Annotated in this window: 24 protein-coding genes; 13 read left to right on the plus strand and 11 right to left on the minus strand. The window is 58.9% G+C overall.

All coding sequences use genetic code 11. From position 1 onward, the window contains the following. Positions 1-121 precede the first annotated feature (121 nt). Both QOL81_RS11820 and QOL81_RS11825 read left to right on the plus strand, forming a co-directional pair. The gene (locus QOL81_RS11820; protein WP_038875410.1) at positions 122-625 is read left to right on the plus strand and encodes a YlaC family protein; all 504 of its coding nucleotides are present in this window, start codon (positions 122-124) and stop codon (positions 623-625) included. Positions 626-694: 69 nt separating this feature from the next. Then, on the plus strand, positions 695-826 hold the full coding sequence (locus QOL81_RS11825) for a hypothetical protein (protein WP_015377413.1): 132 nt from the start codon (positions 695-697) through the stop codon (positions 824-826). 62 nt (positions 827-888) lie between these two features. Here QOL81_RS11825 and QOL81_RS11830 read toward each other — a convergent pair whose 3' ends face one another. From QOL81_RS11830 to mdoC, 4 genes are all read right to left on the minus strand, one after another. Then, on the minus strand, positions 889-1,017 hold the full coding sequence (locus QOL81_RS11830) for a hypothetical protein (RefSeq protein ID WP_019455877.1): 129 nt from the start codon (positions 1,015-1,017) through the stop codon (positions 889-891). A gap of 252 nt (positions 1,018-1,269) precedes the next feature. Next, on the minus strand, positions 1,270-2,991 hold the full coding sequence (locus QOL81_RS11835) for a potassium/proton antiporter (protein WP_060440222.1): 1,722 nt from the start codon (positions 2,989-2,991) through the stop codon (positions 1,270-1,272). A gap of 283 nt (positions 2,992-3,274) precedes the next feature. Next, entirely contained in the window at positions 3,275-3,499 is a 225-nt protein-coding gene (locus tag QOL81_RS11840; protein ID WP_060440221.1) for a hypothetical protein, read from the minus strand. 304 nt (positions 3,500-3,803) lie between these two features. After that, a complete protein-coding gene (mdoC, locus tag QOL81_RS11845; RefSeq protein ID WP_060419569.1) occupies positions 3,804-4,934 on the minus strand; it encodes a glucans biosynthesis protein MdoC in 1,131 nt (376 codons plus the stop codon). Between the two features lie 259 nt (positions 4,935-5,193). Here mdoC and QOL81_RS11850 point away from each other — a divergent pair, with 259 nt between their 5' ends. The 3 genes from QOL81_RS11850 to QOL81_RS11860 all read left to right on the plus strand — a co-directional run bounded on the left by QOL81_RS11850 (position 5,194) and on the right by QOL81_RS11860 (position 9,723). Continuing rightward, positions 5,194-6,762 (plus strand): glucan biosynthesis protein G, encoded by a 1,569-nt coding sequence (locus tag QOL81_RS11850; RefSeq protein ID WP_170310507.1) that lies wholly within the window; start codon positions 5,194-5,196, stop codon positions 6,760-6,762. Continuing rightward, complete coding sequence (gene mdoH, locus QOL81_RS11855; protein ID WP_197827431.1) at positions 6,755-9,313, plus strand: glucans biosynthesis glucosyltransferase MdoH; 2,559 nt, start codon at positions 6,755-6,757, stop codon at positions 9,311-9,313. Before QOL81_RS11850 ends, mdoH begins: the two co-directional genes overlap by 8 nt. A gap of 212 nt (positions 9,314-9,525) precedes the next feature. Then, positions 9,526-9,723 carry a YceK/YidQ family lipoprotein gene (locus QOL81_RS11860; RefSeq protein ID WP_046688460.1) on the plus strand — a complete coding sequence of 66 codons (198 nt, stop codon included), beginning with the start codon at positions 9,526-9,528 and terminating at the stop codon, positions 9,721-9,723. A gap of 6 nt (positions 9,724-9,729) precedes the next feature. Here the strand turns inward: QOL81_RS11860 and QOL81_RS11865 are convergent, their stop codons facing one another. Both QOL81_RS11865 and QOL81_RS11870 read right to left on the minus strand, forming a co-directional pair. Then, positions 9,730-10,275 (minus strand): GNAT family N-acetyltransferase, encoded by a 546-nt coding sequence (locus QOL81_RS11865; protein WP_283439828.1) that lies wholly within the window; start codon positions 10,273-10,275, stop codon positions 9,730-9,732. Between the two features lie 33 nt (positions 10,276-10,308). After that, complete coding sequence (locus QOL81_RS11870) at positions 10,309-10,686, minus strand: MysB family protein (RefSeq protein WP_033638020.1); 378 nt, start codon at positions 10,684-10,686, stop codon at positions 10,309-10,311. A 209-nt stretch (positions 10,687-10,895) separates the two neighbouring features. Between QOL81_RS11870 and leuA the strand changes: the two genes are divergently transcribed. Continuing rightward, positions 10,896-12,578: a 2-isopropylmalate synthase gene (gene leuA, locus QOL81_RS11875; protein ID WP_283439829.1), complete on the plus strand. Its 1,683-nt coding sequence runs from the start codon at positions 10,896-10,898 to the stop codon at positions 12,576-12,578. Here leuA and QOL81_RS11880 read toward each other — a convergent pair. After that, positions 12,535-13,329, minus strand: a complete 795-nt coding sequence (locus QOL81_RS11880; RefSeq protein ID WP_197757990.1) for an AraC family transcriptional regulator — start codon at positions 13,327-13,329, stop codon at positions 12,535-12,537. The genes leuA and QOL81_RS11880 overlap by 44 nt on opposite strands. 137 nt (positions 13,330-13,466) lie before the next feature. On the opposite strand from QOL81_RS11880, the gene QOL81_RS11885 reads away from it, so the two are divergent. The 4 genes from QOL81_RS11885 to QOL81_RS11900 are packed head-to-tail and all read left to right on the plus strand — an operon-like array spanning position 13,467 to position 15,028. Beyond that, the gene (locus tag QOL81_RS11885; protein ID WP_048233328.1) at positions 13,467-13,784 is read left to right on the plus strand and encodes an ArsR/SmtB family transcription factor; all 318 of its coding nucleotides are present in this window, start codon (positions 13,467-13,469) and stop codon (positions 13,782-13,784) included. Continuing rightward, positions 13,774-14,208 (plus strand): YeeE/YedE family protein, encoded by a 435-nt coding sequence (locus QOL81_RS11890; protein WP_197757989.1) that lies wholly within the window; start codon positions 13,774-13,776, stop codon positions 14,206-14,208. Before QOL81_RS11885 ends, QOL81_RS11890 begins: the two co-directional genes overlap by 11 nt. A 2-nt stretch (positions 14,209-14,210) precedes the next feature. Beyond that, positions 14,211-14,639: a YeeE/YedE family protein gene (locus tag QOL81_RS11895; RefSeq protein WP_197757988.1), complete on the plus strand. Its 429-nt coding sequence runs from the start codon at positions 14,211-14,213 to the stop codon at positions 14,637-14,639. After that, complete coding sequence (locus tag QOL81_RS11900) at positions 14,630-15,028, plus strand: VOC family protein (protein WP_187322277.1); 399 nt, start codon at positions 14,630-14,632, stop codon at positions 15,026-15,028. Before QOL81_RS11895 ends, QOL81_RS11900 begins: the two co-directional genes overlap by 10 nt. 50 nt (positions 15,029-15,078) lie before the next feature. On the opposite strand, the gene QOL81_RS11905 is transcribed toward QOL81_RS11900, so the two are convergent. From QOL81_RS11905 to QOL81_RS11920, 4 genes are all read right to left on the minus strand, one after another. After that, positions 15,079-16,632, minus strand: a complete 1,554-nt coding sequence (locus QOL81_RS11905; protein WP_197757987.1) for a peptide MFS transporter — start codon at positions 16,630-16,632, stop codon at positions 15,079-15,081. Positions 16,633-17,105: 473 nt separating this feature from the next. After that, positions 17,106-18,344, minus strand: a complete 1,239-nt coding sequence (mdtG, locus tag QOL81_RS11910; RefSeq protein WP_049271430.1) for a multidrug efflux MFS transporter MdtG — start codon at positions 18,342-18,344, stop codon at positions 17,106-17,108. 199 nt (positions 18,345-18,543) lie between these two features. Further along, the gene (locus tag QOL81_RS11915; RefSeq protein WP_049199424.1) at positions 18,544-18,828 is read right to left on the minus strand and encodes a YciI family protein; all 285 of its coding nucleotides are present in this window, start codon (positions 18,826-18,828) and stop codon (positions 18,544-18,546) included. A 100-nt stretch (positions 18,829-18,928) separates the two neighbouring features. Next, positions 18,929-19,849, minus strand: coding sequence for a Kdo(2)-lipid IV(A) acyltransferase (locus QOL81_RS11920; protein WP_038875457.1), 921 nt, complete (start codon positions 19,847-19,849; stop codon positions 18,929-18,931). 50 nt (positions 19,850-19,899) lie between these two features. Here QOL81_RS11920 and QOL81_RS11925 point away from each other — a divergent pair, with 50 nt between their 5' ends. The 3 genes from QOL81_RS11925 to tnpA form a co-directional block, all read left to right on the plus strand. Next, complete coding sequence (locus QOL81_RS11925; RefSeq protein WP_142109675.1) at positions 19,900-20,196, plus strand: hypothetical protein; 297 nt, start codon at positions 19,900-19,902, stop codon at positions 20,194-20,196. A gap of 33 nt (positions 20,197-20,229) precedes the next feature. Continuing rightward, positions 20,230-21,297, plus strand: a complete 1,068-nt coding sequence (gene trhO / locus QOL81_RS11930) for an oxygen-dependent tRNA uridine(34) hydroxylase TrhO (RefSeq protein WP_033638032.1) — start codon at positions 20,230-20,232, stop codon at positions 21,295-21,297. Between the two features lie 188 nt (positions 21,298-21,485). After that, positions 21,486-21,706, plus strand: a 221-nt coding sequence (tnpA, locus tag QOL81_RS11935; RefSeq protein WP_208080681.1) for an IS200/IS605 family transposase, incomplete at its 3' end; no start/stop codon positions are given.

The following is a 21,706-nucleotide window of genomic DNA, read 5'->3' on the forward strand; positions in this document are numbered from 1 at the left end:
CCGAACTATAACAGTTGCCGCCATTAAGTTGGCTAACTGATCTACCCGGCGAAACTGTACTTGTGTTACTTTTAGCGGTGAGATTTGATGGCAATGCTGTTTCCAGCATAAGGTTGTAACGATGGACGCGATTAAAAGCATCTTGGTTAAAGAGATTGAACAGATCAATCGGCGCGAAGGGCGTGACGGCAAGCCGCGCTTCAACAGCGAATTCGCCCGCACTCACCGCTATCTGTGCCTTGCCATGTTCGCCGGTTATTTCGCGGTGATCGCCGTGATGTACCAGGTGCCGTACATGGGGATATATGCCTTCCTGGGCTTCACCGCTTTCGTGCTGTTCATGTTCGCCATGCTGCTGATAGAGATCCGGCCGGTATACCGCTTCGAGGACATCGGGGTGCTGGATCTGCGGGTTTGTTACAACGGCGAATGGTACTTTACCCGCGCGCTGTCGCCTTATGCGGTGCAGCAGCTGCTGGATGAGCCGTCTATCGGCGCCGCGCTGAAACAGAAGATGCGGGTGATCATCGGCAACAAGGGCGAAATCGACTTCTACGACGTGTATGACATGGCCTACGGAAAAAAGCCGCAGGATGAGCCACCGCAGCTGGCGGCGGCAAACTGAAAGGTTTCCGGCCGGCGGCTTGTCGATTATACTCAGCGTTTGAACGTGAAGCAGAGTGAGGACCAAGCGATGAGTGATGATATTTTCGATTTTGATATCGATGCCGAACTGGCGAAAGCCGAAGAAAAAGCGGCGCAGAAGGTAAAAGAGGTCCCTGAGTTCCTCGAAGACGAAGCGGACTGCGAAGGTTGCAAGATCTGATCGCCTGACCCATAAAAAAAACCGCCGCGGCGGTTTTTTTTATCTCTGAGCGTCGGGCGGTATCAATCCAGCACGAATCCCCAGATGAGGAACGCCGCCACCAGAATCAGGCAAAGCGCGGACACCGTCACCAGTATTTTCCCCAGAATGTCTTTTTCTTGTTCCCGCTGCGTCACGTTGAAATTATCCAATTAAAAGTCTATGGACCAAACCGGCGATGCTGAGATCGAGCGCCGCTACGCCCAGCGCCATGATCATCATCACCGAAAGAAATCGAGTCTTGCCGTTCACATCCCTAATCCCTGTTGGCGCCGCTGTTAAATTGTTTTTATATCAACCGGATATAATTCAGCGACGCCGTACTTCATGCATCATGATAGTGATTAAGAACGTTCTTAAGGCCAGAAGTTCCCTCGTCTGGTAACGAAGCCGGTGCGGCAGCGTCAGTCGGTTACAATCCGCACGCCTATCTTGCTGACTTGATTGCCGTCCATTTCGGCGATGGTCCAGGTCAGGCCGTCCCATTCCACCTGGTCGCCGATCACCGGTTCGCCGCCAATCAGCTGAATGACGAACTGGCCAAGCGTCTGCTGCTCGTCCACGTCGTCCTGCAGATTGAGGCCATAAAGCTGCGAGATGTCGCTTAAACGGGCGTCGGATTGCAGGATAAAGTCACCGAAGAAGCGCTCGTCGAGCGTCACGGCCGGCGCCTGGCTGAACAGCTTGCCGAGGATCGGCAGGTCGTGCTCATGACCGATGACGCACAGAATATCGTTCTCCCGCAGGCGGGTACTGCCGCTAGGGTGCAGCAGCTCTTTGCCGCGGAACAGGGCGGCAATGCGGGTGTTGGGCGGCATTCTCAGCTCACGCAGCGCCGCGCCGACGCACCAGTTTTCCGCCGAAAGCTGATAAACGAACTGTTCCCACTGGTTCTCCGGGTGCACATCCAACCCAACGCGGGAGATAGGCGTCAGCGCCGGCGGCACGATCACCTTGGCTTTTTTGGCGGCAAACGACAGCGTGGTGCCTTGCAGCAGCAGGGAGACCAGCACCACGAAGAACGCCACGTTGAAGAACAGCTGGGCGTTGGGCAGCCCGGCCATCATCGGGAACACCGCCAGGATCACCGGCACCGCGCCGCGCAGGCCGACCCAGGAAATAAAGCCGCGTTCGCGCAGGGTAAAGCTTCGGAACGGCAGCAGGCCGATAAACACCGACAGCGGGCGGGCAAACAGGATCATCCAAAGCGACAACAGCAGGGCAGGGATGGCGATCGGCAGCAGCTCGTGCGGGTTGAGCAGCAGGCCGAGCACCAGGAACATGCCGATCTGGCTGAGCCAGGCCAAGCCGTCGAAGGTTTGTACGATGCCGTGACGGTTGCGGATCGGCCGATTGCCCAGCAGCAGGCCGCACAGGTACACCGCCAGAATGCCGCTGCCGTCCAGCGCGGTGGTCAGCGCGAAAATAAGAATGCCGCCGCTCACCGCCAGCAGCGGATAGAGGCCGTCCGCCAGTTTGATGTGGTTGATCAGCGTCAGCAGCAGCCAGCCGCCGCCCAGACCGAAGACGATGCCCATGCCGAACTGCTGCATCAGATGCAGCGGGAAGGTCCAGCTCAGCGCGGTTTCCCCGGCGGCGATCATCGCAATCAGCGTGATGGTGAGAAACACCGCCATCGGATCGTTGCTGCCGGACTCGATCTCCAGCGTGGCGCTGACGCGCTCGTTCAGGCCTTTGCCGCCCAGCAGCGAGAAGACCGCGGCGGCGTCGGTGGAACCGATAATGGCGCCGATCAACAGCCCCTGCAGCAGATCGAGATTGAACAGCCAGGCGGCGGCCATGCCGGTCAGGCCGGCGGTGATCACCACGCCAATGGTGGCAAGAGACAGCGCCGGCCACAGGGCGACGCGGAAAGAGCTGACCCGGGTGCGCATGCCGCCGTCGAGCAGGATCACCGCCAACGCGAGGTTACTGACCAGGTAAGCGACCGGATAATTGCTGAAGACGATGCCGCCGGGGCCGTCGACGCCGGCCAACATGCCGATCGCCAGGAAGATCACCAGGATCGGAATGCCGAGCCGGGAAGAAAATGAGCTGAGCAGAATGCTTGCCCCCACCAGCACGGCACCGATGACGAACAAACTGTTAATGGTGCTGGCATCCAAAATATCGTTCTCCTGAGGCTGGGGGATAGGGGGCACTGCGCGTGTGTCGATGATAGCGTGTTTAGTGGGTAAAACGCCAAGGCTGATTGCGAAAACAACCGATCAATTATTGCCCTTTGGTGTGATTAACCGAAGAAAGTGAGGAGAAGAGAGAGAATCCTGCCTTTTATCCAACATTATCAGGCTGCTGTATTTCGGCTTTGGCAACAATGGCCGATCGTGGCTGAGGGAAAAACCATTAAGCCCGCGCAGGCAGGCTTAATGGTTTGCAGGCGCGGTAGGGTTAGTGGTCGAGCGATTCCAGCGCCCGTTTGATCAGCTCGCTGGCCAACTTGCTTTCCGTTTCGGAAATGCCGTCGAGATTGAAGTTGGAGAGTTCAGTGACCAAAATGCTGCGTTCTTTGCCGCTGATTGAGGCGTCCAGCGCGGACAGCAGCCTGCCGAGGATCTTCAGCAGGGTGGCGTTTTCCACTTCGGCTTCCTGAGCCGGGGTCTTCTTATCAGTCATTCAAAATCCTCTCTGTCGTGACGGAAGGGAGATGCAGCTAACGCCATCGAATGAATTAAACGATCGCGCAGCCCTTCGGGGGTGTTGAGCCCAATCACTACCGTAAGGCAGGGATCCGGATTTCTACTTATGCATCGCAGTTATAACGATTAGGGTATGTATTCAGCCGTATCACTTTGCCCTAACGGACGGCGCCAGGCTGAGCAATGTGTGCTTTGCATGCAAACCACCAGTATAGGCTTTTTGCACGACGGCAAGATGACAGGAAACCCCTGCAAACGATCGGGTTTGCAGGGGCGCAAGGTTATTGCGGCTTACCGGAGAACAAGAAGCGCAGCACCGGAATACGCTTGTGCAGTTCATATAAAGCGAAGGCCAGCGAGAACACAAACAGCAGGCCCAGCAAGAATCCCAACAGGTTGTTGCCGATATAAGGCGTCACGAAAGCGCCATATATCAGGGTCAACGGGTGGTGCACCAGATATATAAACAGTGAGGCATTGACCAGATAGGTGATGCGCGGCGAGTGATAATTCAGCAGGTTATGCCCGAAAGAGAACACCACGTTGGTCATCAGGATCCCCATTAGGGTTTTGATCACCACTTCCAGCTCGAACATATAGCTGCTGTGCGCCAACAGCTTTTGATTCAGCATATATGCGATAAACAACAGCAGCGAGCCGAGCAGCGCCAGCGGCGAGCGACGCAGAAAAATCTCCTTAAGCCACACGTACTTAAACGCATAAGCGCCGAGGATGAAGAACGGCAGGTAGAACATCGTCTCCATCACCACGAAATTGAACAGGCCGTTGGATAATAGCTGCGGCGCGACAATTAAAATAATACGGTGCGCGGCCGAATAGCATACCGCATAAATAAAGAAACACAGTGAGATGTTTCCTAATCCACGCAGTCTGTTTATTAACGCCGGAATATGCTCACGAGTTTGACGCTTGATTTTACGGAACAGATAAAAGCAGGCACAGGTTAACAACGACAGCGTCAATAAGAACCACAGATGAGAAACCAATTCCCAAACTGTTACATTTATTTTCTGATAGAGAGAAAATTCATCCCAGCCGTTTAATTTATCGGTGAAATATTTCAGCATGAAAAACTGCGGCACCGTAATTAGCGGGATGGAGCTTAACAGCGGGATCGCCACCCGCTCCAGCCTGACCTTCAGCCACTGGTGGCGCTCGTAGCGCTCGTAAAGCATGTAGGAGAAGTAGCCGGATATCACGAAGAACACCTGCATGCGGAAAGCGTGGATGAAGTCGTTCAGCACCGTGAGCGAGAAGGAGGGGGACGCGCTGTTCACCGCCCAGGCATGGCTGGAATAAATCAGGGAGAGGTGAAACGGAATCCCAAGCAACATCAAATAGGCTCGGATCGAATCGAGGAAAAACTCGCGCTGTTTGCTGCCTTTAGTCATAGATTACCGCTGGTGATTTAATCGGGTGCTCATTAACACGCTTAATAAGTCGTCAAACGTTAAATTGTTATCCGAAACCCTACTATAGCCCCCCGCATTTTTCCATAGCGTCTTGTTGCGCGGCTTGCTACGCTGGTGTTCCATCAGCTGCTTAAACAATGAGCCGTAAACATGAACCATCCATTTATCATGTTGTCGGAAAGCTGAGTAATCCATTAATATGGATTTAAATGATTTGAGCACACGAATAGGGGGGGATGTGCTAGTTAATATATTATCCGGACAACCACGCGCCGCGAGCGTTCGTTGGTTAGGTGCTACCGTATTGTTCACGCTGTTCAGTTCGCCGGCATGGGCCTTTTCTATTGATGATGTGGCCAAGCAGGCGCAGGATCTGGCCGCGAAAGGTTTCGAAGCCCCGAAGAGCAACCTTCCTTCTCAGTTCCGCGAGATGAAGTTCGCAGACTATCAGCAGATTCAGTTCAATCACGATAAAGCCTATTGGAGCAAGCTGAAAACCCCTTTCAAGCTTGAGTTTTATCATCAGGGGATGTACTTCGACACGCCGGTGAAAATCAATGAAGTCACCTCCACCAGCGTAAAACAGATCAAGTACAGCCCGGATTACTTCAACTTCGGTTCGGTCAAACACGACCCTGAATCGGTGAAAAACCTCGGCTTTGCCGGCTTCAAGGTGATCTACCCGATCAACAGCGCCGACAAAAACGATGAGATCATGAGCCTGCTGGGCGCGAGCTATTTCCGCGTGGTGGGTAAAGGGCAGGTTTACGGGCTTTCCGCTCGCGGCCTGGCTATCGATACCGCTTTGCCATCTGGTGAAGAGTTCCCGCGTTTCCGCGAATTCTGGGTTGAGCGTCCGAAGCAGGGCGACAAACACCTGGTGATCTACGCGTTGCTGGATTCCCCGCGCGCCACCGGCGCTTATCGTTTCACGGTGATCCCGGGCCGCGACACCACCGTGGACGTCGAGTCTAAAGTGTTCCTGCGCGACAAGGTGGGCAAGCTGGGCCTGGCGCCGCTGACCAGCATGTACCTGTTCGGGCCGAACCAGCCGTCGCCGACGCTGAACTATCGCCCGGCGTTGCACGACTCCAACGGTCTGTCTATCCATGCCGGCAACGGCGAGTGGATCTGGCGCCCGCTGAACAATCCTAAACACCTGTCCGTCAGCACCTATACCGTCGAGAACCCGAAAGGCTTCGGTCTGCTGCAGCGCGGCCGCAACTTCAAGGATTACGAAGATCTGGACGATCGTTACGATCTGCGCCCGAGCGCCTGGATCGAACCGAAGGGCGACTGGGGTAAAGGCAAGGTCGAGCTGGTGGAGATCCCGACGGCGGATGAAACCAACGACAATATCGTGGCGTTCTGGACGCCGGATACGCTGCCGGAAGCCAAAAAGCCGCTGACGCTGAGCTACCGCCTGAACTTCACCCGCGACGAAGATAAACTGCATTCGCAAGACATCGCCTATGTGGCGCGGACCATGCGTTCGACCGGTGACGTGAAGCAGTCCAACCTGATTCGCGAGCCTGACGGCAGCGTGGCCTTCCTGGTCGACTTCGTCGGCCCGGTGCTGAAAGGGCTGGACGCCAACACCCCGGTCGCTTCTCAGATCAGCATCGGCGACAACGGTGAAATGGTAGAAAACAACGTCCGCTATAACCCAGTGACCAAAGGCTGGCGCCTGACGGTACGTCTGAAAGTAAAAGACGACAAGAAGCCGGTAGAAATGCGCGCAGCGCTGGTCAATGGCGATAAGACTCTGTCGGAAACCTGGAGCTATCAGCTACCTGCCAATGAATAAGCCTACTCAACCCGCCCAGGATTATCTTGCGGCGCTGCCTCTGACCGCCGAGCGGTCGGAGGCGCTCAACCCTCACACGGCGGATGACGCTCAGGCACTGGAGGCGCTCCATCGGCAGATGGGCGCCGCCGACGCCAACGTCAACAGCCTGTCGGCGGATGACGTGGCGTTGGCCTCGGTCAAACCGCGCATCGAAAGCGCCTGGCCGGATGCGGTCAGCGATGACGATTTCGACACCGACGCCGAAGGGCGCGCCATTCTGAAGGCGACGCCGCCGATCAAACGAACCACCATGTTCCCGGAAGCCTGGCGTACCAACCCGGTGGCGCGCTTCTGGGATTCTCTGCTGGGGCGTTCGCCGCACAATCGGCACTCCACCCAAGAGGAGGCCGAGGCCGAGAACCGCTGGCGCGTTGTCGGTTCCATGCGCCGCTATGTGCTGCTGGTGCTGATGCTGGTGCAGACCGGCATCGCCACCTGGTACATGAAAACCATCTTGCCTTATCAGGGCTGGGCGCTGATCGATCCTATCGCCATGCTGGATCAGGATCTGATGCAGTCGGTGCTGCAGCTGCTGCCTTATGTGCTGCAAACCGGCATTCTGATCCTGTTCGCCGTACTGTTCTGCTGGGTCTCGGCCGGTTTCTGGACCGCGCTGATGGGCTTCCTGCAGCTGCTGATCGGTAAAGACAAATACAGTATTTCCTCCACCATCAAGGGCGATGAGCCGATCAACCCGGCGCACCGCACCGCGCTGATCATGCCGATCTGTAACGAAGACGTCGAACGCGTGTTCGCCGGCCTGCGTGCAACCTATGAGTCCGTCGCCGCCACCGGTCAGCTGGAACACTTCGATATCTACGTGCTGAGCGACAGCTACGATCCGGACATCTGCGTGGCGGAGCAAAAGGCGTGGATGGAGCTGTGCCGCGATGTCGACGGCCACGGCCGCATCTTCTATCGCCGCCGCCGCCGTCGCGTAAAACGCAAGAGCGGCAACATCGACGACTTCTGCCGTCGTTGGGGCGGTGAGTACAGCTACATGGTGATCCTGGACGCCGACAGCGTGATGAGCGGCGAATGCCTCACCGGGCTGGTGCGTTTGATGGAAGCCAACCCGAACGCCGGCATCATCCAGTCCGCGCCGAAGGCGTCCGGTATGGATACCCTGTATGCGCGCGTGCAGCAGTTCGCTACCCGCGTTTACGGGCCGCTGTTTACCGCCGGCCTGCATTTCTGGCAGCTGGGCGAGTCGCACTACTGGGGCCATAACGCCATCATCCGCGTGAAGCCGTTTATCGAGCACTGTGCGCTGGCGCCGCTGCCGGGCGAGGGTTCCTTCGCCGGTTCAATCTTGTCGCACGACTTCGTTGAAGCGGCGCTGATGCGCCGCGCCGGCTGGGGCGTGTGGATCGCTTACGATCTGCCGGGCAGTTACGAAGAGCTGCCGCCAAACCTGCTGGACGAGCTGAAACGCGACCGTCGCTGGTGCCACGGCAACCTGATGAACTTCCGCCTGTTCCTGGTGAAAGGCATGCACCCGGTGCACCGCGCGGTGTTCCTGACCGGCGTCATGTCCTACCTGTCGGCGCCGCTGTGGTTCATGTTCCTGGCGCTCTCCACCGCATTGCAGGTGGTGCACACCCTGATGGAACCGCAATACTTCCTGCAGCCGCGGCAGCTGTTCCCGGTCTGGCCGCAGTGGCGGCCCGAGCTGGCGATAGCGCTGTTCTCCACCACGCTGGTGCTGTTGTTCCTGCCGAAGCTGCTCAGCATCGTGCTGATCTGGGCCAAGGGCGCGAAAGAGTACGGCGGGGCGTTCCGTCTGTTCATTTCGATGCTGATGGAAATGCTGTTCTCGGTGCTGCTGGCGCCGGTGCGCATGCTGTTCCATACCGTGTTCGTGGTGAGCGCCTTCCTCGGTTGGGAAGTGGTGTGGAATTCGCCGCAGCGTGACGATGACGATACGCCTTGGGGCGAAGCGTTCCGCCGCCATGGCTCGCAGATGTTGCTGGGCCTGGTGTGGGCCGGCGGCATGGCGTGGCTGGATCTTCGCTTCCTGTGGTGGTTGGCGCCGATCGTGTTCTCGCTGATCCTGTCGCCGTTCGTGTCGGTGCTGTCGAGCCGCGCGACGCTGGGCATGAAGAGCAAACGCGCCAAGCTGTTCCTGATCCCGGAAGAGTACAACCCGCCGCGTGAGCTGCTGGCGACGGAAGAGTACCTGCATCTCAACCGCAACCGCGCGCTGACCAACGGCTTTATGCATGCGGTGGTCAACCCGTCCTTCAACGCGCTGGCGACGGCGTTGGCGACGGCGCGTCACCATCTGCGCGCTACCCTCGATCGCAACCGCGAGGAACGGGTGAACGAAGCGCTGCAGCTGGGGCCGGAGAAGCTGGTGAAGGGCAAACGTCTGGAGCTGCTGAGCGATCCGGTCACGCTGGCTCGTCTGCACCAGCGCGTCTGGCTGTTGCCGGAAGGCGCTGCCTGGCGTGAGCACTATCAGCAGTTGCCGCACAACCCGCTGGCACACCCAACGGGTCGACGTTAATCGCTGAACGGTAACGCTCAGACGGGGAATGCGCATGGCGCGTTCCCCGTTTTTTTTTACCTTTTGCTTACGCGCGCCGGTACCGGTGGAGAAAGGGAACTGTGATAGACTGCGGCCGATGCGTTGTTCACTCGCGAAACAACCCTTTGCTCAGAGTCAATGTCGTGAAGCTTTCTTCCTACCTTCGGCTGGCCTGCGTGGCGGCCGGCGTGATGGTCTTAACCGGTTGCGGCAGCATCATCAGCCGCACCGTGCCCGGTGCGGGGCATGGCCACCAGTACTATCCCGGCGTGCAGTGGGATTTGCGCGATACGCCCTGGCGTTACGTCACGGTGATAGATGTGCCGCTGTCGATGGTGGTGGACACCTTTATGCTGCCGTTCGATGCGCAGCACGGCCCCTATGAGTAAACCTGCTCAGCGGGTGGCGAACACCACCAGCTGATAGCCTTTCTGCCCACAATGGAAAGGCACCAGCGCCGTCATGCCCAACCCTTGCACATGAGCGGCCAACGAATGCGGATTGTCGTCGTCGATAAACAGCGCGCCCACGTCGTAGTCATGACTGGTGTGCGCTTTGACGGCGGCGTAGAGGCGTTTCAGCACGCCTTTGCCGCGCCAGGCGGCGTCGAGGCAAACCGGGCCGTAGAGAAACACCCGCTGCTCACTCAGCGCCCGCCCGGCGAAGGACTGCGTGGCGAGCGTCGCCAGCATCGCATTCACCACCGGCGGCCGCGGTTGCACGTCGGCGGGCATCAGGCAAACAAACCCGGCCAGTTGGCCCTCCTGTTCGGCCACGAGTATGCCGATGCCGCGGTTGATCGCCGTCAGCTGCGCCTCATTCATGCACGATACGATAAATCCCTGCCGTTTGTGGCGCTCGTCGAGCGCTTCCGGCACGTTTTCCCCCTGCAGCTGCAAAATGGCGGGGTAGTCGGTAGGGCGGGCCCGGCGGATAATCATGCTGCCTCCTTGGCGATAAAAACGTGGTGCGGGTTAACGTTCATCCCATTCATCGGCCGCGGCTTGGCCTTCTTCGGTATCCAGCGGCGGCTCGAGCTGGAAGTCGCCTTCCTCCCATTCGTACAGGGTATTTTCGTCTATCCACTCGGCGGTGATCTCCACCTCGTCGTAGTCACCGTCGAATATCGCCTGCGCCGCCGCACCGCTGCGCAGCGGCAGGCATTCCACCGCTTCGCCTTCTTCTTCGAAGAACTCGGCCTGCCACATCGTGTCGCCATCCTGCATCACGTACTTTTGCAGATTGAACTGCTGCGGCACCGGAGGTTCGTCATCGCCGCCGCCTTCGGCGGTGTCGATAAACTCTTCACGTGCGGCCTCGATGGCTTCTTCCAGGGTTGCATACAGGCTCATGTTCGCCTCCGTTGACAATGAGAGTAGAGCGCCCGGCGCATTGCCGGTGCGGTGGGATAAACGTCAAAACTAATTGTTGTCTCACTGGCGCAGGATGCAAATTTTTTTGTTGTCCGCTTTGCGACGACGGTTGTCCGCAAAGCGGGAGAAGAGGAGGCGATGGCGGGAAATAATGGCGCTATCGTTCACTCAGTTGCCAGGAGAAGCCCATGTTAATCGACCCTTCAAGCAAATACCGACCGTTCCCGCCGGTGACATTACCGGATCGTCAGTGGCCTTCGCGTACCCTGCGGCAGGCGCCGCGCTGGTGCTCCAGCGATCTGCGCGACGGCAACCAGGCGCTGGCGGAGCCGATGGATAACGCGCGCAAGCGCGAATTCTATCACTTGTTGTTGCAGTGCGGTTTCAAAGAGATTGAGGTGGCTTTCCCTTCGGCGTCGCAAACGGATTTCGATTTTGTGCGCACGCTGATCGACGAGCAACTGATCCCGCACGACGTCACGATTCAGGTGCTGACGCAGTCGCGAGACGATCTGATCGATCGCACCTTCGAGGCGCTGCTGGGGGCGCCACGGGCTATCGTGCATCTGTACAACGCCACGGCGCCGATGTTTCGCGACATCGTGTTCCGTCAGGATAAGGCCGCAACCGTGGCGCTGGCGGTGAACGGCGCGCGGCGCATTCGCCGGCATTGCGAGGCTCAGCTCGATACCGCCTGGTGCTTCGAGTATTCGCCGGAAACCTTCTGTTTTACTGAATTAGAGTTCGCGCTGGAGATCTGCGAAGCGGTGGCGGAGGTGTGGCAACCGGGGCCGCAGCGGCCGATGATCATCAATCTGCCGGCGACGGTGGAGGTGAGTACGCCCAATGTGTATGCCGATCAGATTGAGTGGTTCTGCCGTCACTTCAGCCGTCGCGCCGATGTGGCGATCAGCGTACATCCGCATAACGATCGCGGTACCGGCGTGGCCTGTGCGGAGCTGGCGCTGCTGGCCGGTGCCGATCGGGTCGAAGGCTGCCTGTTCGGCAACGGAGAGCGTACCGGCAACGTCGATCTGGTCACGCTGGCGTTGAATTTCTATACCCAGGGCGTGGCGCCGGGCCTGGACTTCAGCCGCCTGAAACAGGTGGTGGAAGTGGTGGAGCAGTGCAATCAGCTGCCGGTGCATCCTCGCCATCCTTATGCCGGTGAGCTGGTGTTTACCGCCTTCTCCGGTTCGCATCAGGATGCGATCAAAAAAGGTTTCGCCGCGCAACGGCTGCGACAAGATGGCTGGTGGCAAGTGCCTTACCTGCCGCTCGATCCTGCCGATGTCGGCTGCAGCTATGAGGCGGTGATCCGGGTCAACAGCCAGTCCGGTAAAAGCGGGGCTGCCTGGCTACTGGAACAAAATCATGGGCTGGCGTTGCCGCGCGGTTTGCAGATTGATTTCAGCCAGGTGGTGCAGCGTGCGACCGACGGCAGCGGGAAGGAAATGAGCGGCGCACAGCTGTGGCGCTTATTCCGCGACACCTATGGGTTGGTGGAGCAGCCGTGCTTGCAGCTGTTGAGCTACCAGACGGAAAGTCATGGGGTAGAGGCCTACAGCTTCAACGCGCGAGTTGCCTGCGAGGGAGAGACACTGCGTCTGCAGGGGGCCGGCAACGGTCTGCTTTCCAGCGCGGTGGATGCGCTGCGTCAGCGCTTCGGCTTGCCGCTGGCGATCGAGGATTACCACGAGCACACGCTGGGGCATCAGAGCGACAGCCGAGCGGTGGCCTATATCCGCTGTGCGCTGCCGCAAGGTGAGGCGACCTACGGCGTTGGCATCGACGTTGACTCCGCCAGCGCCTCACTGCAGGCGCTGTTTAACGTTGCCGGGCGCTATCTGTCGTCGGCGCGGTCCGGCTGAAATAGTCGCTGGGCGCGACCCCCAATAACCGGCGGAACATGGCGCTGAACGCGCTGGGGCTGTCATAGCCAAGATCCAGCGCCACTTCCAACACCGAGCGGCCGGTCGCCAGCGCGTTCAACGCCGCCAGCAAACGGGCGCGCCGCACCCAATCACTAAAATGCAGCCCGGTTTCTCGCTGGAAGCGCCGCGACAGGGTGCGTCCGCTGACGCTGAGCTGAGCGGCCGCCTGTTCCAGCGTCCAGGGCTGTGCCAGCGTGGCCTGAATATGGCGGCATAAGGCAAGCAGTGAGGCCTCACGCGGTTCGGGCAGGTGCAACGGCAGGATCGGCAGTATTCTCAACTCATCCAGGATCAGTTCCATCACGCGCTCATCGCGCCCGCCGCTTGGATAGCCGGGCGCAATCTCCATCGCACAGATAATCAACTCGCGCAGCAGCGGCGAAACCTGCACCACCTGGCATTGGGCCGGCAGATCGGCGCGCGCCAATGGATCGACGAACAGCGTCCTGGCTGCCACCTGGCCGGTGATGCGCAGGCTGTGCACCATTTTCGCCGGTACCCAGACGCCGCGGCCGGGTGGCACCACCCAACTGCCGAGCCGGGTCGTGACCTGCACTACGCCGCTCAGGCTGTGAATCAGCTGCGCGCAGTTATGGTAGTGATCCGGCTCGCTGTCGCCGTGGCGATAATCCTTGGCCAACGGCCGGACGGGCTGCTCGACCGGCAGAACGTCATGAAACAGCAGCATCGTTAGCGGCCTCCGCGCGGCAAAAAGGGGGATGACAGCATGCCATGCGGCGCGGTTCCACACCAGTCTGTGGCACGCGGCAGATGAATAGTTTATAAAATGATATTATATAATTTTATAAATTGATTGGAGGTGTGATGGATATTGACGCGATGCGCAAGGCGGCGGCGCAGGCCGGCGCGATGCTGCGCACCTTGGGCAATGAAGATCGGCTGCTGCTGCTGTGTCGACTCAGCCAGGGCGAGATGGCAGTGAGCGAGCTGGCGCAGGCGCTGGCTATCCGCCAGCCGACATTGTCCCAACAGCTTGGCGTGCTGCGCGAGGAGGGGCTGGTCTCCACCCGGCGAGCCGGCAAGCAGATTTACTATGCGGTGGCCGATGCCAAAGCGCTGGCGCTGCTAACGACCCTGTATCAACTGTATTGCCCACAGCCGGAGAACCGCGATGACCATTGACTGGCAACACTTCACGCCCTATTCCGCGCTCGCGGGCGGGGCCATTATCGGCGGTGCGGTAGCGCTGCTGCTGCTGTTCAACGGCCGCATCGCCGGCATCAGCGGCATTACCGGCGGCTTATTGAGCGCGGGCGGCCGGGAGCGGGGCTGGCGCGCCGCATTTCTTGGCGGGTTGCTGATTTCTCCCTGGCTGTATGCGGCGGTGGTGGCTTTGCCTTCTGGTGAGATCGCGGCCGGCAGCGGCTGGCTGGCGATCGCGGGGCTGTTGGTGGGAGTGGGTACCCGGTTGGGTAGCGGCTGCACCAGCGGGCACGGCGTGTGCGGCGTCGCGCGGTTGGCACCGCGATCGTTGGCCGCCACGGCGGTGTTTATGCTGCTGGGCTTTACGACCGTGTGGCTGATGCGCCATCTGCTGGGAGGCTGAAGATGCTTAAGTCTCTGTTGGCGCTGCTGAGCGGCGTGATTTTCGGCCTGGGGTTAATTATCGCCGGCATGGCCAATCCCGCTAAAGTACTGGCTTTTCTCGATATTACCGGCCGCTGGGATCCTTCGCTGGCGTTGGTGATGGTTGGGGCGATTGCGGTGGCGGCGCCGGCCTTTATGTGGGCGCGCCGACGCCAGCGGAGCCTGTTGGGGGAACCGCTGCAGATCCCGGCCGCCGGGCGTGTGGATCGCCGTTTACTGGTGGGCAGCGCGCTGTTCGGCATCGGTTGGGGCATGGCGGGCATTTGCCCTGGCCCGGCCTGGGTGTTGGCGGGGGCGGAAATACAACGGGTATGGCTGTTCCTGCTGGCGATGCTGGCGGGCATGGCGCTGTATGAGATTATCATGAGGTGGAGGCGTTCATGTCGATAGCCAAGGCGGTGCTGCGCATTGCGCGCCCGACCGATCGGTTGCAAGAGATTGCCACGCTGTATTGCCGCGGGTTGGGGTTTGAAAGGCTAGGCGAGTTTGTCGATCATCAGGGCTTTGACGGCATTATGATCGGGCATCCGCAGCATGCCTACCATCTGGAGTTCACGCAGCATCGCGGGGTGCGGGTCGGGCAGGCGCCGACGCAGGATCATCTGTTGGTGTTTTACCTGCCGGATGAGAACGAATGGCGAGCCGGGTGTGAGCGGATGCGGGCGGCGGGATTCTTGGCGGCCGTCGCCTATAACCCCTATTGGGATAGGGCGGGGCAAACCTTTGAAGATCCTGACGGCTACCGGGTGGTCCTGCAACATCAGGCCTGGCAAGCATAAAAAAACCGGCGCCTCGAGCGCCGGTTTGCGAGATAAAAACGGGTTATCCGTCAGGCGTTGGTCGCCGGTTTTTGCGCGCTCTTGGACTGGGTATTTTCCAGCATGCGGCGAATCGGCACGATCAGCACGATCAGCACGGCGGCGCAGATCAGCAGCGCGACGGAGCAGCGAGCGAACAGATCCGGCAGCATATCCAGCTGGTCGGCCTTGACGTGGCCGCCGATCAGGCCGGCGGCCAGGTTGCCCAGCGCGCTGGCGCAGAACCACAGCCCCATCATTTGCCCGCGCATTCTCTCCGGCGCCAGCAGCGTCATGGTGGCCAGCCCGATCGGGCTCAGGCACAGTTCACCCAGCGTCAGCATCAGGATACTGCCCACCAGCCACATCGGCGATACGCCGGCGCCGCCGTTGCTGAGCACATTCTGCGCGGCCAACATCATCAGGCCGAAACCGCCGGCGGCGCACAGGATACCGATCACGAACTTGGTGATGCTGCTCGGACGCACGTTATTGCGCGCCAGCGCAGGCCAGGCCCAGCTGAACACCGGCGCCAGCAGGATGATGAACAGGGCGTTGATCGACTGGAACCACACCGCCGGGATCTCGAAGCCGCCGACCATGCGATTGGTGTAATCATTGGCGAACAGGTTGAACGAGGTCGGCTTCTGTTCAAACGCCGACCAGAAGAACGCGGCGGAGATCAGCAGAATGAAGCACACCAGCAGGCGTGCACGCTCTTTGCGGCTCAGGCCGGCAAAGGCGAACAGGTAGATGAAATACAGGGTGACCGACGCGGCGATGACGTACACCAGCACGCTGGCTACCTCAACCGGGTTGATGACGATGGTGCCCTGAGCGATCAGTACGATGACCGCAGCCAGGACTACCGCCAATGCCAGCAGCCAGGCGCCGACGCCTTTTTTCTTCGCGACCGGGCTGTTCCAGGTGGAATCCAGGCCCACTTCGCGGTCATAGCGTTTCATCGCCGGTACGGCGAACACCCGGAAAATCACCAGCGCCACCAGCATCCCGATACCGCCGATGCCGAAGCCCCAGTGCCAGCCGTGTGACTTGATCAGCCAGCCGGAGATCAACGGGGCGATGAACGAACCGATGTTGATGCCCATGTAGAACAGCGAGAAACCGCCGTCGCGGCGCGCATCGCCTTTCTTGTACAGCGTGCCGACCATCACCGAGATACAGGTCTTGAACAGGCCGGAACCGAGCACGATGAACATCAGGCCGATGAAGAACAGCTTGGTGCCCATCACCGCGGACAGGGCGATCGACAGGTGGCCGAGGGCGATCAGGATAGACCCGTACCAGACGGCCTTGCGTTGGCCGAGCCAATTGTCCGCCAGCCAGCCGCCCGGCAGTGCCGCCAGGTACATGCTGCCGGCGAAAATGCCGACGATCGCCGACGCGTTCTCACGCGCCAGACCCAGGCCGCCGTCGTACACGGTGGCGGCCATAAACAGGATCAGCAGCGGACGGATGCCGTAGAACGAAAAGCGTTCCCACATTTCGGTGAAGAACAGAGAACCCAGCGGATAGGGATGGCCGAAGAAGGTCCGGCTTTCTGACTTATTGACAGAGGATTGCATAACGATTTCCCAATAAAAAGGCGCTGCATGGCTGCAGCCCGTACTGTGGTTGTATGTGTATTTAATGAAGGCGATCCGCCCAATGCGGATTACCCGACAAAACCGCGGCTGCAACGCTGATAAACCGTGGAAAGCGTGCTGACCTTTTTTCACTTGGCCGATGGTTCACATCTGGCGTGATATTATTTAACCATTTGATAACTGGTCGTTGGTTTTGTCTAGTACCTGTATCCCATTTTTTAGACGAAAAGTCGACAAGCATCTCCTTTTCTGGTTTTTCTGTTGGTTGTGGCGGGAATATGATTGACAGCGGGTTTTATGCGCTGAAAGTTAATTAATTGTTGATAAACAAGATGTTGAGGTAATAATGTTCCGAGTGGGCCGAAAATTCGCAGGCCCGAAGGAAGCATTATTAAAAGTAGGGGAAACGCGGCGTTGATCCGGCCAATGGCGGAAATTGGCGATAAATGCAGCTATTGTTCTTCCTGCAGCGTGTCTTCCCGCATGTAGCCCGGCCGCCGCCGCAGACACCACCAGGAATAACCGGCGTTGAACAGCACCACCAAAGCGGTGACGCCGAAGACTGCGCGAAAACCGTAGCCGGCGGAGACCGCAGCGCCAAGCAATGGGCCGCTGACGTTGCCGACGTCACGGAACGACTGGTTATAGCTGAAAATGCGGCCGGCCACCTGATTGGTGCAGTTGTAAATCAGCAGCGTCTGTACCGCCGGCAGCAGCGCGCCGTCGGCCGCCCCCAGCAGAAAACGCAGCACCCCGAGCTGCCACGGCGTTTGCACGAAGGCCATCGGGATCAGCAACAGCACCGAGACGATCAGCATACATATCAGAATGCGCTCCGGGCCGATGCGATCGCCCAGCTTGCCCAGCCGTGGAGCGCTCATCAACGCCGCGACGCCGGGCACCGAGGCGATCAGCCCGCTGATAAACGCCAGGTTATGGGTGGCGCCGGCCAGATCGCGCACATACAGCGTCAGGATCGGCGCAATCGAGCCGGTGGCAATCTGGATAATCATGGTAGTCACGAACAGGCTGAGCACCAGCTTCGGGTTTTTGAGCGAGGCAAACACCTGCCGTGCGTGCAACATGTCGCGTTTTTGTACCGGGGTGAACTGCTCTTTGACATACAGCAGCGTCAGCACGAAGCAGACGAACAGCACCGCGGCGGTGATGTAAAACACCGGGCGCAGACCATAGAGGTCGGCCAACAGGCCGCCGATCAGCGGGCCGATCAGCGCACCGCCTACGCCACCGGTAGACAGGGTGCCGAGCGCCCAGCCGCTGCGGTTGCGTGGCACCTGGGTGGCGATCAGCGCGTTGGCGTTGGGTATGAACCCGCCAAGCAGCCCCAGCACCGCTCGCAGCGCGAGAAATTGCCAGACCGTTTGCGCCATGCCCATCAGCACCATGACGATCGCCATGCCCAATGCGGAGCGCAGCAGCATCAGTTTACGGCCGCGTCGGTCGGCCAGGGCGCCCCAGAACGGCGCGGCGATAGCGGAAAACAGGAAGGTGATGCTGAACAGCAGACCGGACCACATGTTGAGCGCCTGATGGCCGGTTACGCCCAGCGTCTCTACATACAGCGGAAGAAACGGCATCACCAGGCTGAAGGCGGCGCCGGTGAGGAAACACCCTACCCAGGCGACGAAAAGGTTGCGTTTCCAGTTAACGGGTTCTGCTGCCGAAGCCATAAATGTCCACTGCCGAAAGGTGACGCGCTTTGCCGGCGGCAAGATGAAGGGGCAAAACGTGAAAGTTAGCTTGGTAAGTATGCGCCGCCAGCGCAGCGACGGCAAACGAGGGGACAAGGATTGGGCAAAAAATGAAATAAAGTTTTAAAAAAGACGTTTAAACCTTATTCCGCGCTTAGCGCGCGGAATTTACAGCGTTTTATAGTCCGGCCAGCGCCTCGAAACCGGCGGCGGTGGTGGTGGCGCTAAAGTCGGTGACCTCGTAGTGAGCCACGGCGTTGAAGGGATCTTCGGCCAGGATGGCGTCTAACCGCGCACGCTCAATGCCCTTGGCCAGGATCACGCCGCCGGTGCGGGGATTTTTGCGGCCGGAGGCGACGAAGGTGCCGTCCTGAAAATATTTCTTAAGCCAGGCGATGTGCCCGTCAAGGTGGCTGTCGACTTCGGCGATCGGGCGATGGTAGGTCAGGCTGACAATGTACATAGCGGCTCCAGGTTGGCGGCAAAGGCTTTACCATCCCACCCTCGCCGTCGATTCTCAAGAGGCGCGCAATAAAAAACCCGCCGGTGGCGGGTTTGCTTTATCAGTAGAGCGAAGGCTCGCCTTCCGGGCGGGTCTTGAAGCGACGATGCAGCCACATATATTGGTCAGGCGCCATCAGGATCTCTTTTTCCACCACTTTATTCATAAAGGCGGCGGCCTCGATTTCATTATCCAGCGGGAAGTTTTCCACCGCCGGTTGCATGATTAGCTCATACCCTTTGCCGTCCGGCAGGCGGCGCGGGGTGAACGGAATGATCGCCGGTTTGCCCATCCGCACCAGCACGTAGCTGCCGGTGGTGGTAGCGGCCTTGTCGACCGCGAACAGCGGCACGAAAACGCTGCTGCGCGGGCCGTAGTCGTGATCCGGCGCATACCAGATGATATCGCCCTGTTTCAGGGCGCGGATCATGCCTTTGACGTCCTTGCGATCCAGCATCGACTTGTTGGAGCGCATGCGCCCCCAGGTTTGCAGCCAGTCCATCAGCTTGTTGTCGTGCGGGCGGTAAACGCCGATGCCCGGGTTATGAATGCCGAAGATGCGCGCGCCCAGCTCCAGCGTCAAAAAGTGCAGGCCAATCAGCAGCACGCCCTGGTGGTTGTCGCGCGCCTTTTGGATGTGTTCCAGGCCGCTGACCTTGAACCAGCGCTCGATGCGCCAGTTAGGCCAAAACCACGCCATGCCGGTCTCAAACAGCCCCATGCCGACCGATTCGAAATTCTTTACCACCAGCGCATCGCGTTCGGCCTGCGGCATGTCGGGAAAACAGAGCTCGAGGTTGCGTTGGGCGATAGCGACGCGGCGCTTGAGAAAGCGCATGGCAAACCGCCCGATCGAGGTGCCGAGCCAGTAGATGACGGGGTAAGGCAGCAACACCAGCAGATACAGCAAGCCGATGCCGACCCAGGTCAACCAATAGCGTGGGTGCAATAAGGAGCGATTGAAAGTAGGAACTTGAGTCATGGGTTCTCTGTTTGAATACGGTTGTTTAAGTGTAATGACAGAGTCATAGCATGGTCTGGCAGCCGGGTGAGTTCGGCCGCAAGGTTCGTTTCTGCCGTTTGTTTGCGACTATTGTGGCATTTTTCTCGCGCTCCGGGAAAACACAACGCATTAAAATCCCCTTTTCGGCGTTAAATATGCATCAGGTGCCGGATTTTTCCACAATATTTCCCGCTAAAGGCCAACGGCAATATCATGGCCGGGCATTATTCAGGAGCAACCGTGTAGGCATGATGGCGGGGCTGCGCGGCGGCGGTTTTTCGGGTATGATGTGCGCCGCGCGCGGGCCGGCAGGCTGCGCGCGATAATCAGTCACCTCCCGAAAGACAGGAAAGTACACCATGCCAGTGTTACATAACCGAATTTCTAACGAGGAACTGAAGGCGCGCATGCTGGCGGAAACCGAGCCTCGCACCACAGTTTCTTTTTACAAATACTTCTCCATCGACGATCCCAAAGCGTTTCGCGACAGCCTGTACGTTCAGTTCGAAAAACTGAAGGTGTTCGGCCGCATCTACGTGGCGAAAGAGGGCATCAACGCGCAGATCAGCGTGCCACAGCATAATTTCGACGCGTTCAAAGCCGCGCTGTTCGCCTCGCACCCGGCGCTGGATCAGGTGCGCCTGAACATCGCGCTGGAAGACGACGGCAAATCCTTCTGGGTGCTGCGCCTCAAGGTGCGCGAGCGTATCGTGGCCGACGGCATCGATGACGAGAGCTTTGACCCAAGCAACGTTGGCGAGTATCTGCAGGCCGATCGCGTCAATCAGATGATCGACGATCCGAATACGGTGTTCGTCGATATGCGCAACCACTATGAGTACGAAGTCGGTCACTTCGAAAACGCCATCGAGGTGCCGTCGGATACCTTCCGCGATCAGCTGCCGATGGCGGTGGAGATGCTGCAGGACAGCAAAGACAAAAACATCGTCATGTACTGCACCGGCGGCATTCGCTGTGAAAAAGCCAGCGCCTATATGCTGCACAACGGCTTTAAAAACATCTACCACGTGGAAGGCGGGATTATCGAGTACACCCGCAAAGCGAAAGAGCAGGGGTTGCCGCTGAAGTTTATCGGCAAAAACTTCGTGTTCGATGAGCGCATGGGCGAGCGCATCTCCGACGATGTGATCGCCAACTGCCACCAGTGCGGTGCGCCGTGTGACACCCACACCAACTGCAAGAACGACGGCTGCCATCTGCTGTTCATTCAGTGCCCGAGCTGCGCCGCCAAGTTTGAAGGGTGCTGCAGCGAGATTTGCCGCGAAGAGCTGAAGCTGCCGCGCGAAGAGCAGCGCGCGCGCCGTGCCGGCCGTGAAAACGGCGTCAAGATCTTCAATAAGTCGAAAGGCTTGTTGCAGACTACGATGCACATTCCGGCACCGGAAGAAGAAGGCCCAGCCCGCTGAGCCTGAGGAAATGAGAAGCCCGGCCGCCAAGCCGGGCTTTTTTTGTGCACCGAAAACCCCCAGCTAGGCTGGGGGTTCCGTAAAGCTTACAGCTTTGAGTATGCTTTTAAAGCCCCTTTTGATTTGTTAGAAAACCTTGCGGTCTGGCAACTGCAAAGGTTCATTCGAAGAATCGAAAGGAGGTCCCGATGGGGGACGAAAAGAGCTTAGCGCACACGCGATGGAACTGTAAATATCACATAGTATTTGCCCCAAAGTACCGGAGGCAGGTGTTCTACAGCGAAAAACGTAGAGCAATAGGCAGCATATTAAGAAAGCTATGTGAATGGAAATGCGTAGCGATCCTGGAAGCAGAATGCTGTCCAGATCATATCCACATGCTTGTGGAGATCCCGCCGAAAGTGAGTGT

It is taken from the genome of Serratia sp. CC22-02 (genome assembly GCF_900182895.1).
GTDB lineage: Bacteria > Pseudomonadota > Gammaproteobacteria > Enterobacterales > Enterobacteriaceae > Serratia > Serratia nevei.

Excerpts from the sequence above, each read along its gene's own strand:
- QOL81_RS11820 (WP_038875410.1), top strand. The coding sequence starts at position 122 with ATGGACGCGATTAAAAGCATCTTGGTTAAAGAGATTGAACAGATCAAT.
- QOL81_RS11825 (WP_015377413.1), top strand. The coding sequence starts at position 695 with ATGAGTGATGATATTTTCGATTTTGATATCGATGCCGAACTGGCGAAA.
- QOL81_RS11840 (WP_060440221.1), bottom strand. The coding sequence starts at position 3,499 with ATGACTGATAAGAAGACCCCGGCTCAGGAAGCCGAAGTGGAAAACGCC.
- mdoC (WP_060419569.1), bottom strand. The coding sequence starts at position 4,934 with ATGACTAAAGGCAGCAAACAGCGCGAGTTTTTCCTCGATTCGATCCGA.
- mdoH (WP_197827431.1), top strand. The coding sequence starts at position 6,755 with ATGAATAAGCCTACTCAACCCGCCCAGGATTATCTTGCGGCGCTGCCT.
- QOL81_RS11860 (WP_046688460.1), top strand. The coding sequence starts at position 9,526 with ATGGTCTTAACCGGTTGCGGCAGCATCATCAGCCGCACCGTGCCCGGT.
- QOL81_RS11865 (WP_283439828.1), bottom strand. The coding sequence starts at position 10,275 with ATGATTATCCGCCGGGCCCGCCCTACCGACTACCCCGCCATTTTGCAG.
- QOL81_RS11870 (WP_033638020.1), bottom strand. The coding sequence starts at position 10,686 with ATGAGCCTGTATGCAACCCTGGAAGAAGCCATCGAGGCCGCACGTGAA.
- leuA (WP_283439829.1), top strand. The coding sequence starts at position 10,896 with ATGTTAATCGACCCTTCAAGCAAATACCGACCGTTCCCGCCGGTGACA.
- QOL81_RS11880 (WP_197757990.1), bottom strand. The coding sequence starts at position 13,329 with ATGCTGCTGTTTCATGACGTTCTGCCGGTCGAGCAGCCCGTCCGGCCG.
- QOL81_RS11885 (WP_048233328.1), top strand. The coding sequence starts at position 13,467 with ATGGATATTGACGCGATGCGCAAGGCGGCGGCGCAGGCCGGCGCGATG.
- QOL81_RS11890 (WP_197757989.1), top strand. The coding sequence starts at position 13,774 with ATGACCATTGACTGGCAACACTTCACGCCCTATTCCGCGCTCGCGGGC.
- QOL81_RS11895 (WP_197757988.1), top strand. The coding sequence starts at position 14,211 with ATGCTTAAGTCTCTGTTGGCGCTGCTGAGCGGCGTGATTTTCGGCCTG.
- QOL81_RS11900 (WP_187322277.1), top strand. The coding sequence starts at position 14,630 with ATGTCGATAGCCAAGGCGGTGCTGCGCATTGCGCGCCCGACCGATCGG.
- QOL81_RS11905 (WP_197757987.1), bottom strand. The coding sequence starts at position 16,632 with ATGCAATCCTCTGTCAATAAGTCAGAAAGCCGGACCTTCTTCGGCCAT.
- mdtG (WP_049271430.1), bottom strand. The coding sequence starts at position 18,344 with ATGGCTTCGGCAGCAGAACCCGTTAACTGGAAACGCAACCTTTTCGTC.
- QOL81_RS11915 (WP_049199424.1), bottom strand. The coding sequence starts at position 18,828 with ATGTACATTGTCAGCCTGACCTACCATCGCCCGATCGCCGAAGTCGAC.
- QOL81_RS11920 (WP_038875457.1), bottom strand. The coding sequence starts at position 19,849 with ATGACTCAAGTTCCTACTTTCAATCGCTCCTTATTGCACCCACGCTAT.
- QOL81_RS11925 (WP_142109675.1), top strand. The coding sequence starts at position 19,900 with ATGGTCTGGCAGCCGGGTGAGTTCGGCCGCAAGGTTCGTTTCTGCCGT.
- trhO (WP_033638032.1), top strand. The coding sequence starts at position 20,230 with ATGCCAGTGTTACATAACCGAATTTCTAACGAGGAACTGAAGGCGCGC.